The sequence below is a fragment of the Melioribacter sulfuriphilus genome (assembly GCF_052656625.1).
In genome coordinates this window covers 174,860-189,350 of record NZ_JBQXXK010000001.1, presented here as the reverse complement: position 1 = coordinate 189,350, position 14,491 = coordinate 174,860, and the positions used below count along the sequence as shown (strand labels likewise).

General features: G+C 42.6%; 14 protein-coding genes and 1 pseudogene. All 15 read right to left on the bottom strand.

Annotated elements, in window-relative coordinates:
* Nucleotides 1–1,513 (bottom strand): annotated as a pseudogene (locus ACUN8G_RS00955) (hypothetical protein); the annotation flags it as partial.
* Complete coding sequence (locus tag ACUN8G_RS00950; protein WP_437347899.1) at nucleotides 1,513–1,782, bottom strand: hypothetical protein; 270 nt, start codon at nucleotides 1,780–1,782, stop codon at nucleotides 1,513–1,515. The gene ACUN8G_RS00950 and the pseudogene ACUN8G_RS00955, both read right to left, overlap by 1 nt.
* Before the next feature lie 10 nt (nucleotides 1,783–1,792).
* Nucleotides 1,793–4,747: a hypothetical protein gene (locus tag ACUN8G_RS00945; protein WP_437347898.1), complete on the bottom strand. Its 2,955-nt coding sequence runs from the start codon at nucleotides 4,745–4,747 to the stop codon at nucleotides 1,793–1,795.
* On the bottom strand, nucleotides 4,747–6,762 hold the full coding sequence (locus tag ACUN8G_RS00940; protein WP_437347897.1) for a hypothetical protein: 2,016 nt from the start codon (nucleotides 6,760–6,762) through the stop codon (nucleotides 4,747–4,749). Before ACUN8G_RS00940 ends, ACUN8G_RS00945 begins: the two co-directional genes overlap by 1 nt.
* Nucleotides 6,759–8,672, bottom strand: coding sequence for a Rad50 family protein (locus tag ACUN8G_RS00935; protein ID WP_437347896.1), 1,914 nt, complete (start codon nucleotides 8,670–8,672; stop codon nucleotides 6,759–6,761). The genes ACUN8G_RS00940 and ACUN8G_RS00935 overlap by 4 nt, the downstream gene beginning before the upstream one ends.
* A 259-nt stretch (nucleotides 8,673–8,931) precedes the next feature.
* A complete protein-coding gene (locus ACUN8G_RS00930) occupies nucleotides 8,932–9,267 on the bottom strand; it encodes a hypothetical protein (RefSeq protein ID WP_437347895.1) in 336 nt (111 codons plus the stop codon).
* Entirely contained in the window at nucleotides 9,257–9,592 is a 336-nt protein-coding gene (locus tag ACUN8G_RS00925) for a hypothetical protein (protein WP_437347894.1), read from the bottom strand. The genes ACUN8G_RS00930 and ACUN8G_RS00925 overlap by 11 nt, the downstream gene beginning before the upstream one ends.
* 13 nt (nucleotides 9,593–9,605) lie before the next feature.
* On the bottom strand, nucleotides 9,606–10,565 hold the full coding sequence (locus tag ACUN8G_RS00920; RefSeq protein WP_437347893.1) for a hypothetical protein: 960 nt from the start codon (nucleotides 10,563–10,565) through the stop codon (nucleotides 9,606–9,608).
* 11 nt (nucleotides 10,566–10,576) lie between these two features.
* A complete protein-coding gene (locus ACUN8G_RS00915; protein ID WP_437347892.1) occupies nucleotides 10,577–11,062 on the bottom strand; it encodes a Gp37 family protein in 486 nt (161 codons plus the stop codon).
* A complete protein-coding gene (locus tag ACUN8G_RS00910) occupies nucleotides 11,052–11,459 on the bottom strand; it encodes a hypothetical protein (RefSeq protein WP_437347891.1) in 408 nt (135 codons plus the stop codon). Before ACUN8G_RS00910 ends, ACUN8G_RS00915 begins: the two co-directional genes overlap by 11 nt.
* 2 nt (nucleotides 11,460–11,461) lie before the next feature.
* Nucleotides 11,462–12,142, bottom strand: a complete 681-nt coding sequence (locus tag ACUN8G_RS00905; protein ID WP_437347890.1) for a hypothetical protein — start codon at nucleotides 12,140–12,142, stop codon at nucleotides 11,462–11,464.
* Nucleotides 12,139–12,708 (bottom strand): lysozyme, encoded by a 570-nt coding sequence (locus ACUN8G_RS00900; RefSeq protein ID WP_437347901.1) that lies wholly within the window; start codon nucleotides 12,706–12,708, stop codon nucleotides 12,139–12,141. The genes ACUN8G_RS00905 and ACUN8G_RS00900 overlap by 4 nt, the downstream gene beginning before the upstream one ends.
* On the bottom strand, nucleotides 12,708–12,890 hold the full coding sequence (locus tag ACUN8G_RS00895; protein ID WP_437347889.1) for a hypothetical protein: 183 nt from the start codon (nucleotides 12,888–12,890) through the stop codon (nucleotides 12,708–12,710). Before ACUN8G_RS00895 ends, ACUN8G_RS00900 begins: the two co-directional genes overlap by 1 nt.
* 9 nt (nucleotides 12,891–12,899) lie before the next feature.
* On the bottom strand, nucleotides 12,900–13,370 hold the full coding sequence (locus ACUN8G_RS00890; RefSeq protein ID WP_437347888.1) for a phage protein Gp36 family protein: 471 nt from the start codon (nucleotides 13,368–13,370) through the stop codon (nucleotides 12,900–12,902).
* Nucleotides 13,371–13,416: 46 nt separating this feature from the next.
* The gene (locus ACUN8G_RS00885; protein ID WP_437347887.1) at nucleotides 13,417–14,463 is read right to left on the bottom strand and encodes a major capsid protein; all 1,047 of its coding nucleotides are present in this window, start codon (nucleotides 14,461–14,463) and stop codon (nucleotides 13,417–13,419) included.
* Nucleotides 14,464–14,491 lie beyond the last annotated feature (28 nt).

Here is a 14,491-nt window from a genome sequence, read left to right as displayed (position 1 = left end):
ACGTCAACCCAGCAGGTAGATCTGCAATGTTGCCTGTGAGTGTGTTAGAGCCACCGATAACTAAATACGTCAACCCAGCAGGTAGATCTGCAATGTTGCCTGTGAGTGTGTTAGAGCCACTGATACTTAAATATGTCACCACAGCAGGTAGATCTGCAATGTTGCCTGTGAGTGTGTTAGAGCCACCGATACTTAATTCCGTCACCACAGCAGGTGCATCTGCAATGTTGCCTGTGAGTGTGTTAGAGCCACTGATATTTAATACCGTCACCCCAGCAGGTAGATCTGCAATGTTGCCATATATTGTATTTGTGCCAGCGATATAAATATTTGTTAAATATCTTGGCAATTGCTTTACATCAAACTCACAATGAAATCCTGCCCAATATATCCTTGTCCATGCATACAATTCCCCTATAATTCTAACCGTATATGTTCCAGTAAGCGTGTATGTTTTTGCAACACGCTGGTCACTTCCTGTAAAGGTAACAGTATTTGTTGTTCCATCGCCCCAATCGATTGTCATCGCATGACCAGCACGCCCGCTTACCAAAAAATAATAAGAACTCGTTCCGTCATCGATCTTATAATTAGCGGTGCTTGCATTTATCTTAAATGAAAATTCATAATTACGTTTAATAAGAATTTGCAAATTGTTGTCTGCATTAGCCCGGTCAGTTATTTCTTGTGTTATTTGTGCTTGTAACAAATTATCTTCATTAGCCCGGTCAGTTATTTCTTGTGTTATTTGTGCTTGTAACAAATTATCTTTAGCATCTACTTCTGATTTGTTGTAAAAATTCTCATCTACAAAAATTTGCAAATTGTTGTCTGCATTAGCCCGGTCAGTTATTTCTTGTGTTATTTGTGCTTGTAACAAATTATCTTTAGCATCTACTTCTGATTTGTTGTAAAAATTCTCATCTACAAAAATTTGCAAATTGTTGTCTGCATTAGCCCGGTCAGTTATTTCTTGTGTTATTTGTGCTTGTAACAAATTATCTTTAGCATCTACTTCTGATTTGTTGTAAAAATTCTCATCTACAAATTCACCAGGATTCTTGCCAATAAGCGCGCCTGTGCTCGCTTGATATTGCAATAATTGTAAATCCTGAAGTTGATTAATCTTATACGGAATGTACCTCTGCGCATCAGCCGGTAAGTCCGTCCCGTCGTATGGAGTAATAACGTCGCCTTCCAGGTATAACTTACCTCTTGCTACTGTTCGATTGTCAGTAATATTAATCAGGTCATATTCAAGATAATTGTATGTCAAATCCTGTGTGTCTTCTTCCGCCAACAATATATTTATTGTGCTTTTGTTTTGCGACGCATTGTACGTTACGGATATATCGACGCCTGATTTTTCTATTAACCTTTGCGACGTTGTATTTTTATCCTTCTTTGCCCCGAAAAGAAATTCCTTGCCGGAGTAATCTCCGTCAAGCGTAATTGTAAGCTGCGCGGGGTCGCCTCGATAGATTATAAATTTTTGTTCTTTAGGCAGCGCCATTATTTTTTCAACTCCTTATACAGTTTTAATTTTTCGTCGTATAGCTGTATTGCTATATTCAACTGAGATAATTTGTTGTAAGCTTCTTTAAGCTGCTTTTCGGCTTCGTATATTTCGCTCTGTTTTTGCACGATAAACTCAACCACTTGTTTTTTTTGCTGCATTAAATTTGCAAGTTTTGTCGAATCGTCGGCTGCAGTACTGTCCGTTTGAGCCGCAATTAATGACGCGTTAAACATTATTATAATTGCCGTTATAAGCTTTTTCATTTTATTCTCCTTAATTTAATTGTATCCATGTGCTGCCGTTCCATATGAATACTTTATAAGATGTATTTATATACATATCGCCGGGACGGCGGTCATATGTAGACGGGCTGTTTGTAACTCCGTAAAATTTTGGGACATTATAACCGTCTATATTAATAAAAGAGCCGCCATTACCTATTATGTTTGTTCGAACATTGATAAACCCGAGATCTCCTCCATATATTGCTGACATGAATAATCCTGAAGGGCTTTGAATTATTTTATATATTGTGCCCGAGATTGTCTCCTTTAAGTTTATGTTTTTACCTTGGATGATAACATAATCAGTATAATTTGTAGTATCAAAGCTTGCTATTGTTGAGAATTTGGACGATTTAATTTCTCCCTTTATTGTCAATGTATTCGCCGTCGCATTATTCCAATCCATATAAGAGGTCGAATTTCCTATGAACATCTTAGGCGAACCCGGGTCCCAAACTGCAAATCCTGTACTTATTGTTTTTGTGGTCGCCGTGCTAAGTTCTATTCCCGTTGAACCAGATATGTTATATAATTTATTGTAATAGAGATTCCATCCCGCAATTTTCGTTTCGTAATCGTCGAGGCGGAATATAAATCTGTTTAATCCGTCAACCGCGCTTATTCCGTAATATCCCGTCCAGTTTGATCCGTCATGCGTCTGTCCGAGCATAACGTATTTTGTTTTTGTACCTGTGCCGAGAGGACGCGCATATATCGATTTATCAGTCGCATTGATAACAACGCTTGTATTATCATCTGTTAACCAATCCTTCGTTATATTCCAGTTACTTATCTTAGCCGTAAAGTTTGCCGCTCCGGGAGAATACCCGATATTCATTAAGAATGCATTTGCCGTATTATCCCATATCGAAAATCCGTACCGCGCATATCCCGCGTCGTTGTATGCGCCTGCCTGCACCAATATTTTTTGCGTACCGCCCGTCGTTTTACCAATTATATTTAATCCGATCGGATAATTCTGCGTTGCGCCGTAGAGCGTTACGCTGCCGTATTCGCCGTAGAAGGTTAAATTTCCGTTCGTAAGATTAAAGTCCGTTCCGGCATAACCGGCGACGTAGTTATTGCTGCGTATGTTGCCCGTCCTTATTTTGTCCCCGGAAATTGACGTTGTCCCGGAATTGATTGCTCCCGCGAGCGTTTGCCCGTTGTAGAATGTTGTCGTACCGGTTATATCAAGTCTGCTCCCCGCAATCCCTATTCCTTCTGTGCTAATGTTAATCTGATTAATAACGTCGTTCTTGCTTACTTTAAGATTGATGTTGTTTGCGTTCTGAGTTATTTGTGATTGCAGAGTTGCGTCTGCGTTCGTTCTGTTAGTCACTTCGCTTGTAATTGCATCTGCGTTTACAGTGATGCTCGCTTCTGCAGTTGTTAATCTATCGTTTAAGCTGTCAGCGTATGTTTTGTTTGCTTTAAGAGTAATTGCATTTGCGTTCTGAGTTATTTGAGTTGTGTGTGTAGCTACCGTACTACTAAGATTGTTAAAGTCCGTCTGACTTACTTTAGTATTTAACGCATCTTCAACCGTCTGCGAAAGCGTCGTTAAATAAAATTTACCTTTCAGATAAACATTCTGAGCGTAGAGACCATAACCCGATAAAGCTCCAAAATTCGCGTCTGTTATCCCCGCAAGGTTTCCATAACGTGCCTTAGTTTTTGACGACGAGCCCCATGCCGACCAGCTATTAACACCATTTATGATGTCAATGTAAGGTGCGTAGGCATCAGAGGTTACGGTGTAGACCAGCCCCTGTCTTGACGCGTCCGAGGTATTGCCGATTCGAACGAACACGTCGCCCTTTTGAGCGCTTCCGGTATTGTAAGATACCGTTACTGTCCTTCCGCTTACGCTTGTTACCGTCGCTTTCACTTGCCTTACAGTTGTTCCTGCCGCGTCCCAGGATTGAGCTATTATTAAATCGTTAACCGCAAACGGGCATACGTTATGATTGCTCGGGTCTTCGAATGTAATTTGATTTCCGCTCGCACTTTCCACTTTTGCCGCGTCGCTCGTTATTACGTTTCCGTTCGTAGCGCGTATCTGGTTAAGCAGCAATTCGTATACGGACATAGTGCCGCGAACTGTAAGGTTATCGACTTCTAAATAGCTCTTACCTGCCTGCGAAACTCCATAATCTAATCTCCATCCGCTGCCCGCCCAGCCGCTTACAAAATTATTGTAGATTGACCTGCTGCCATATTGCTGAATGTCGCCGTAGAAATAATTAGTGCCCGCGCCTTGCTGGTTTATAATCCCAGTAAGATTTATATTATTAAATTGCGGAGATGCAGATGTTCTTAGATCTTGCGGCACTGTAATTGAGAATGTTCCGCCAAGATTTACCGCTCCTATTTGGAAACCATAATTATTGACGGATGCATTTATTTGGTTAGCGGTAAGTTGATTTGACGTAACGGTAAAATGAGTGGTATTGTAAAGTAATGATAATGTTCTGTTCGCGCTAAGGTCAGCCTGCGACAATCCGTCAATTTGCAGAGGAGCTGTAGTGTAGATTGTTCTGTTCGTTCTTACAACAGTTGTAGTATCTGGGCTCCACGCCCACTTCCATTGCCAGCCGTTATTATAGTAAAGATACTTATTATTAACTGCCGCCGGTACAAATCCGGTGCTGTCCGCCGAGACCTGATATAATAATTGATTAGCAGCCCCGCCGAGGATGTTCCACGCATGACGGACGCTGTCCGGCTTTTGGAGGCTCAAATAATTCGACGTAAGCACAGTAGCGGTAACGCCGTTAATATCTATTTTAACAAGATTGCTATCGTCGTCGGACCACAGCTCGATATATCTGTCGTTGCCGATGCGGAATTTCGGCGCGGATGTTCCGTCGATGTAATAGTAATTTTGAGCGTTCAGCAGCGTTGTAAATATAATTGCCAGCAGTAATATTTTCCGTTTCATTATGCCGCCTCGTATTTAAATTTTTCAATTAATATCATGCCTTCGCCCTGCGTCGCCTGAGCGCCGCCGGCAAGCATTTCGAGATATATCGTATCGTTCGCCGTATATATTTTTTTCAATGTTAATTCCTGCCCGGGCTCCAGGACGGTTTTCATTTTACCCATAATTTTATCAATCGTAAAAAGAGTGCCGGACGAATCGTAAAGCCTGAACTGCGAAATAGTATCGTTCAAAAAAGGAGTTGTTAATTTTATAGTAATTACGTTTACAATTTCGTTTTCGTTTATGTCGATTACCTTTATTGCGCTTTGCCCGAGCATCGTATAATTGAAAGATTTGACGCGCAAAGGGAGAATGTTCTGGTTGATTATTACATTGTTTGCGCTCGACGACGATACGCCTGTTGAAGACGAATTATATTTCTCTTTGCTCATCACCGCGCGCGCCTGTTCAAAGTCGTAATCATAGCCGGTAACGCTCACGAGCTCAAATGTTGCCTGAGTTCTCGCCTCGTCAATTTCCGCGCTCTGTATGAAATATCTTTCGCCGTCTATGTCTATCTGATCGAGCAGTTCCCAATCGTACATATCGTCCGTAAGTCTTGCCGTAAGATTATAATAATAATGGCGTTTGCCGTAGAAATTCATAACGTCGCTTGCCGCGTTTGCGGCGTAAAGATCGAGCGCCTGCTGTGTCATTTCGACCGTATTGGGAGCTACTATTTCGAGCTTGAGTTCGTTGCGCGGCTCTATGCCGGCGTATTTTTTTACCGTAGCCGTGCCGGCAAGCGGCTGTCCGTCTATCAGTTTTCCGCTGTTGACCGTTACAGTTACGGCGTCGACCAGCTTGTCCCAAAAGAGTTTTTTATTCCCGTTTTTTTTATTCATATTTACAATAGTTCGTATAGGATTATTTGTAATATTGCTCTTTTTATGAAGCACTAAGTCCCCTGTTTTATTCACATATATATAACATTGTATTGATGCTGCCAACATTTTCAGTGCGTCGAGCGGATGATGTCCAAACGGGTTTTCATCTATTGTTTTTTCGTAATAATCCAATGCTATTGGGTATCCGCTTGGATCAACTTTGTTTATTACGGTAGAATTTCCCCATATAAGTTCATATATAGCTTCAATTATCTTTATGCCGTTAAAACCGGTTACAACAGTCCTGCCATAGCCATCAATTCCATAATAGCATATATCATCCATGTCGTAGTATTTTTTAGCATAAAATTTTATTTGTGGTATGAAATCTTCCCAGTCTGGAGGGTCATATTCAAAGTTAGAAGGTGGATTATAAACTTTTATCCAGGTTGTTTGCACTCCATTGAAATTTGTAAAGCCGCTGTCTGTAACAATAAACTTTCCCAATCCTTCGTGAAATATACCGTAATTGTCATAATAACCGATATTGGGATGTTGAAATATATCTCCTTTCTCTAATATCAAATTATTATGTGCTATAGGCGTTCCTTTACTAGCTGTATAATTTATATATACAACTGTCCATGTGGGCAACGCATAACATTCTCCAACTCCGCTTAAATTTACTTTACTGATACCAATACCATATTGCCCTGCATAGCCTGATCTGAGATTAACGGCATCTTGTATTTCTTCCCTTTGTTTCCTTACATTCGCTATAATTGACAGTGCGCTTATTTTATCAATGACATTAAAACGTATTTTTTTTTCATTATCCGCCCATTCAATCGTCGAAAAATCGCACAGCCCTTCGAACAGCTTTGACGCGCTTTTATCCGTTTTAACTCCGTAAAATTCGAAAATATAGCGTTGGGCTGCGCTCAGATCGCCGCTGAATGCCGCATAGACCGGGCTGCCGTTTTCGTATTCGAGCGTAAGATTAAGCTTGTCGTATACAATAACGCCGGCTTCGCCCGGGTTTCTGCTTTCTATTCTGCGCTTAACGCTGCCTAGATTATATATCTTAGCCGGCGGGCTCCAGGTTTCAAGAGTTCCGTTTATGCCGTTTTTGAATTTCAATATCATCTGCTCGTCCTCTGTTCGTAGTCGTAGTATCTGCCTACTTTAAGCGCCTCTTCGTTGTCGAAGTAAGCTATTGCCGGTCTGGAGGCGAGTTCTTCTATTCTTCGCGTTAACGTATCTATTTTCATCAGCATCCCTGCGTTATCCGCTCCTCCGTTTGTTATATACATATAATTTCTTACCTCTCGCACAGTTCTATCTACCAGTTCTGCCATACCTGTTGCATAATCTTCAGCAGGAGCAATAATCTCTGGCCCATATTCTCCTACGATAGCACCGCCGCGGGCGTAACCGCGCATAGTTACGTCCGTCTTTTCAATTGACATAACATTCTTCATGCCGGCTGCTGTTACTGCTAAAGCCGCAGCGAAATTCCAAGGCGGAGGCAGAGATGCAAGCGCGACGTTTGCAGCTTTGTATGTATCGATAAGAGCTTGAGCTGCAGCTAAAAATTTATATGCGGCTGTATGTTTCCCGAATAAGCCCGCGAGCTGTCCGAGCATCTGCGATGTGCCTTCCAGCGTATGGATCATTGCTTGCTGATCCAATGCTCTTTTACGCCTCAGGTATTCTTCGTCCAGCGCTATTTTAAGTTCGTTATAATTTTCGTAAGCTTTTATCTTTTCGTCTTCCGCGGCGTACCAGGAGTCCAGCTGGCTTTGCAAAAATTCTTTTTCATATTCTTCTTTGTTCTTATAATCCTGCAACAATATGTCTTCCGGTTCGCCTACGTCGGTTTTTATATCCGGGGCTTTAAGCGCTTTCTGCAGCTCGGCTTCGGTTTCGTACAGCTCGTACATCAGCGCGGTTACATCCTTGCCGTATTTTTCGTACAGATTAATCCTTTCGACAAGATGCTGCTTTTTCATTTCGAGTATAATAGCGTCGTTATTGCCCTCAATCTGCGCCATCTTAATTGCGTGTTCCTGGGCCAGTACAAGTTCCTCTTCCGCTTTTTTAAATACGTCTTTATTCGTTCTATCTGCATTATTGCGTATATAATCTATTCTTTCATTAATTGATTTTAATTCGGCTTTGTATTGATCTAAAAGTTCCAGATTATGAGGAGAAATTGGTCCTTCCGTAACGTGCTGTAAATTTTTTATTTTTTCATTTAATTCTAAGCGTCTGTTTTCAAGCGCTGTAAGGTCGCCCATATTGTTTTTAATTTCATATAATAAATCGAGCTGGGTTTTTAATTTCTTCCCTTCTTCGCTCGTGAATATTTGTTCTGGTTCTATTCCTAGTTGAGGTATACCCGCAGTAATTATGAATGGTTCGCTTGATAATTTTGTCTTTATTTTTTGTATTTCATTATCGATTTGTTGTATACTTAATTTTTGGTAAGAATCACGGAGTTTGTCAATTTCTTCTTTTTGTTTCTTCACCTCCTCTGTGCTATCTTCAAATATTGATGGCAGCAGCTGCATTACGAACATAAGCGCATTGATGCCCAGCAGCAGACCGCCGCCGCCCGTGATTGCAGCTGTCAATTGCTGCATTACGGTAGCTTGCCCCTGCGCCGCCTGTCGCGCTTGAGTAAATGCCTGCACTACCATCGGTATATTGTTTGCAATCGACATCATACCCATTCGGGCGTTTACCAGAAACATGTTCGCATCGCCCAATATCCATCCGAATTGACTTACAGCCATGGTCATATTATTAACGCCCGGCACCGTGGAACCCGCCGCGGCGTTTAATCCTTTAACATGCGTGTTCGTGTTCTGCAGTTGTTTATTAGCGCCGGAGGCGACATCCGCAACTTTTTTAAGAGCAGTTTGAAGCGCCCCGCTTGCTTTCTGCGCTTCGTCGTTCATTTCGACAAATTCGCCCTTTGTCAAATCGAGAACTGCTATCGCTTCCCTGCCGTCAATTGTAAGTCTGAATTCCAGTGTATCCGCCGTTGCCATTATTTGTCTCTCTTTATGTGTTTTAAGTACGCAAGCGTATCGAGGAGTTCGTTTAATTTATTCAGCCGTATTTGATAGAAATAATCGAGTATAATTTTTCTTTTTGTTTTCAAGAGAGCTTCGCGCTTGGAAGCGTCGCCGCCTGTAATTACGAATAATATTTTTTCCGTTTCGCTCGCGTTCAGTCTGCCTTTGTAATATTTAGAATCATATCCGCGTAAGTCTTCAAGTTCGTCCGCGGCTTGTTTTTCCCGCGCGGCTAATTCTTCAAAGATTCGTTTATAATAGCGCCTAATACTGATTTCGTTAAAAAAAAATCCGCGAGTATCTTCACTTGCTGCGACTCGCGTATTTTTATTATTAACGATCTGTCAACGTCCGTTCCGTCTTCGTTCTTAAGAATTATAGAAAGCGTTTTGATCATTTCCTCGTTAGTAAAGCCGCCTTCAACTTTATTTTGATTGCCGCTTAGTTTATCCAATACTTTATCAATCCATTCTTTTTCTTCGAAGTTGAAGTCGTCCCAGAGATAGACTTTCTTCCCGTCGATTATGTAGAGCTTCCGTTCCGCTTTTTGTCCGATTTCATTCTTCATCTTTATTAACCGCCTTCGGTTGATTTTGTTTTTTCGATACAATCATTCCGTTCATTATTATCTTTTTCGTAACCGTGTCGGTTATTTCGTAACGTTTGCCTTCCGGTTCTATTCCGCGCAGTTCCGCTTCGCATCCGTCTTTGGTTTCTGTTATCGTGCCGAGCCGCGTCGACGCATAGTAGATTCTCTCTTTGCCGTCGTAGACGCGCAGAGCGACGCCGGCGTTCTGCGTGTAAGGTATTTTCAATACCGTTTTAACGCCCGTTTTTTTGTCGTTTAATTCCTCGTATTCGAGGTCTTTGTTAATAATTTTTTCCTCTGCCATTTTAATGTCTCCCTTAGTAACCTATTTTAAGAGTTCCGCCTTCAAGACCGTTATCGTCTACGGTGCCTCCGTAGGTAGCGCCGAACAGAAACTCATGCTCGTAAGGTCTTACCTTGCCCTCGAACGTAATTTTCGATAAGCGTTTGTCTTCGTAGTCGTCTTCGGTATAATTATTAACCGCGCCCTGGGCAAAATCGAAAGCGTCGTAATAACTTCCATTATTACCGAGTTTAATTAATACGGGAGCGTCTATATTTTTATTAAGCAGTTCTACGATTTTTGCAATCGACGCGTTGCGCATTGTTATTTCGATTTTATGAGTAATCCAGTCGACGAGCAATTGTCCTGTTGCGTTCTCGCTTGTTTCCGCTTTCATCGAGTATTTAAAATCTTCCAGTTCGCCGCTTTCAAAAAGCGCGGTTGACTGAGGAGCTTCGACCGCCAGGAAGTTAATTCTTCTTCTTTGCGTTTCATCCTCGCCGGCTGTGTTTGAAAGTCCGAAATCGACAGGGGTTTCAGTATCTCCGGAATCGCGCAGAGCTTTAACCGTATCGTAATCCGCCGCGCCGCGCAGCTGCTCTTTTACAGATCGCCTTTCCATCGAAATCATATATTCGAAGCCAAGCCCGAGCAGAAATGTACTCGACGTAAATTTGAACACGTCTTCGCTTCCTGCTGTGAACGATTGTTTTTCCGTCATTATCTGCACGTCGCATTGTAGATTAATATGATCGAAAAGCGACTTGAGATATTTCATCGTAGGTTGAAGCGATTCGTATTCGACTTGCGCCTGCACCATATTCCTGCCCTGGCGTCCTTTAACGTCCTTGCTGGTTTTGTACGCCGCAAAGCGCATCGTTGCTTTGTCGCGTATTCCGACTGCGGCGACTCCCTCCGGAGTAGCCGCAAGCGTTCCGATATTGCATTTAACTATTTGTTTAATGCCCGGTATCGATATTATTGGATTTGCCATTTTATTGTTCCTCAATTAATTTTTTCTATTAAATCGACAGGCACGGCGAACGTTACGAGATATTTCCATACGTAGTCTTGCTCGTCAATTAATTCATCTCTTATCGGATAAACTTTCCGTTCATATCCCGGTAGATGATTGAAAACCTCGATGCCCGTAATTTTATCTATAACAAAATCGACATATTCTGCGGGCATCATGCTTGTAAATTTTTCGCTCGGTTGAATTGAATTGTCTACGAATCTTATGATCGGAGCTACGTTAATAAGCATCAATCGTTTCATTAGTAACGTTCTGCCGCGGCTCGTGTTTTCATACGTTGAGCCGCCGTATAGTATGCCCAATATTCCGCGAGGATGCGCAAGCTTGTATTGATCGAGCGTGCGCAGTCTTTCAACGCTCACTCTGTCCTGCCTAGGCAGTTCCAGCGCGGCTTCGCCAAGCGCATCCTCGAAGATTTTAATCGCTTCCCGTATGTTTTCTATTTTAACTTCCATTTTCTTTTGGCGTTTTTAATTTCAGCATTTTCAACAACTGTTCAATAAAACTCCATGTGCTCAATCCGTTAGCGATCAGGCTTGCAGCCAATCCGTAGATGAATATATAATACCATTCGATAGCGGCAAATATGCCTACATGAAATAGATAGCCTGCGCAGCTTAGAATGAAGCTTATCAAAACGCTCACGGCAATAGTCAGATTGCCGGTTGTATTCAATATCTTCTTTGCGTAAGAAGTGAAGAACAGAACTCCTGCCGAGAGTCCGGAAATCGACGTGAACAGCGTCTCGAAATCTAGTGCCGGTTCGCCGCCGGGATCGGTTTGCGCCGCAAATATCAGCAGCGGCGTTAACAGTAAGATTACTATTGCTATTAATGTTGTTGCGCTTTTCATTATCATTCTCCTTTTAGTGTTTTAATTAATCCCTGTATGTCGATCGAAGCGCCGGCGCCTATGAAAAAATCCCACGTTTTGTTCTTAATTCCGTATCCGTATGCCGCCAGTACGCCGGGGCTCACGTTGCTCCACAAGTTTTTCTTTGTTATTGTTCTGGTAGTATTGACCGTCTTACTTATTGTCCTGTCGTAGTCATATGAATAATGTTGTAACGAAATTAAATGTTGACTCGCCAATGCGAGAGGTATTGGCGATCGGAATTCGGATACTATGTGTATACTGTCGCGTGTTCTTCCGGAAGAATCTTTCGCTACGTAATTCGTATCTACCGTTGACGTGAATATCCTCGGTCCGTTTTCGCTTAATTCTTTCTCATACTGCTTTTTTGCCTCTGCATATATCGAATCTATATTGATTTTATTTTGCTTATAAATAACTTTCAATTCCGGTTTAATTAAGCCTTTAAGACTGTCCAAAAGCTGCGCTTTAATCTTTGCTTTTGCTTCGGCGGTAAATTCATTCGTGGTTACCGTACGCACTTCTTTTACTATAATGGTAGAGTCTGTTTTTACGCCTTCTTCAACCAGCGGATATATCTGGTTGCCGCCGAAATAACCGGCGAACGCCGCGCTTATGGCTATTATTATCAGCTTGAGTATGTTTTTCGTTCTGTCGCTCATTTTATTCCCCGCAATATTTCAAAACCTTTCGGTTCCGGTATATGTTCTTCCGCTATCCATACGTCGTGAACGGGAGTTTCGAACAACGCTTTTTCAGCCATTCGTCTTCTTGTCAAACCGGGCAGAACTTTGCCGCCGCTTTTATTCCATTTAAGGAATTCTTCAGCCGCGCCTTTGAAATCGCCCATGTTTATTTTTTTTAATAATGTACTATCTCGCAACGCTCCTAAGCCAATGTTAAAAGCAATATCCACAAGTGCATCGAATTGATTTTGATTTACATTTACTTTTAGCAAATTGTTAACGCCTTTTTCGAATACTTCCACATCTTTCTTAAGTAGTTCTTCCGCTTCGGCTTCGGTTTTAACCGTCGATAATTTATAAGCAAGTTCTTTATTCTCTTCGCCTTTCAGCGGTTTGCCGTTGTATAGGATTGCGTGTCCGTAGCCTTCCGTCCATATCCCCGCGGGGCACATCTTCGGCTGCAATCCTATTAACGACAAATCGCCGTCGTGCAGCGTTTCGAAACTTTTGATCAACTTGTAGCAGTTTTCCGATGCCCGCATCATTTTTCTTCTTCCTTTTTGTCGAGTCCTTTAAGCAGTACGATTCTCAAGTCTATTTGCGTTTTCAAGTCGTTCAGTTTTTCTATCGATTCTTCGATTGTCAGCTGATTTGATTCGTATATTTTGTCGACGGCAACCAGAGCGTCGTTGTAAAGCTTTTCCTTAATGCTCGCCTTTGTCATATTATTCGCTCAATATTTTTTCCACATGTCGCTGTTGAATATTTTGTCGCTTGCGGTTTTGTTCACTCGTATTTCTCCTGCGAGCCCTACCGTATCCGCCGAAACCGGATCGGCGTCCAGTACGATGTCGCCGCGCTGTATCATAATCAGTTGCTTTGTCGTCTCGTCGTAAATATTTTGTTCGCTCGCTGAAATATCATCGCGCATTCTTCGTTTCTTGATATTGTAAATAACTCTGTCGTCGCTTATTGATTGTATTATCGAAGAACTTTTGCTCAGCGGCAGTTTATAGCGTCCGCGCAGATAAGTGTCTATTTCTTCCGCAACTTCTTCGGCTATCTGGTTGAAGCGTACGACTATTTCGTCATCGCTGTCCGTCAGGTCGATTTCGGCTTCGTTTCTGCCTTCGTCGTTCAGAAGTTGTATAAGTATTTGTTGATCTATCTTTTTACTTACGTTATCTATTGTTGAGTAAGCCATTATCGGATCCTTGATAATGCGGGAGGTTTTACCCTCCCGCGGTTAATTAAACAACAGTTGCATATATGTTTGCAGCCGGCTCCTGGAATGCAGGAAGAGGATTTGATTGAACAAGCAGCCACAAACCGCTCGGGTCTTTCTCAATCCAATCTTTACTAAAGTACTTAGCCACGACCGTTCCTGCTTCGAGGTCGTCAATTCCGCCGAACAGCAGACGATTGTCTGCGCTGGGCGATACCAATGCAACTTTGCCGTCAGGAATTAACTGTTGCTGTGTTCCGGATTGGTCAGTATATACGCCGCCGTACACATAGATGTCGATATTTTCGATTGTTGCTTTCTTCTCTGCGCCTGCCGAGATAACGGCCGGATCGCTTTGAACCTGTCCGATGTTAATTTTCAGCTTGTCCATATATTTCACAACTTCGTCTGCGGCAATGAAGAGCTCCCACGTAGCCGGACTCATTATTGCAACCGTAGGTATTTTTCCTGATGCTTTCTGAGCGATCAACTTCCACTGCCTTAAGTTCTTAATCGGCGTGCAAGACGTAGGAGCGTCCCATTTTGCCGAGCTGAGGGTCGGCTTATTCGCAGCCGGCATACCGAAGTCGATTGACCATGTCCCTTCGTCTTGAGCGACCGAATAAGATCCCTGCAGTCCCTGGCAGCATAGGTATTCGATCGTTCTGTTAATTGCGTCGAACATATCTTTCTGCTCGACTGCATAGCGCTGCTTGCGAGCGTTCTGTATAGGGTCTTCGCCGGGGGAACCGCCCGGTACGAAAACGGGAGCGCCGGCGCCGCGCGTATAGAACAGATCGTCCGCGCTTAAGAATTTTTTCGGCTTGAGCTGAGGCGGTTCGATTATGCTCGACTTTTGGGTTGTGTTCGACATTACCTTTCCCGGATTGCCGCGTTTAACGAGCGGGAGTATTTTCTGTCCGCCCACTACAACGTCGACCATCACGGTTTTGGTTGCGAATGTCTCCTCGCGTTTGAAGAGCAGATCGCGCACAAACGAAGGAGCGGGAATCATCTGATTTACGGCTTCGGTTAAAGCCGCAAATCCGAACGGGTTAATTTGAATAGCCATTTTTATTCTCCGTTAATTGATTGTTAAC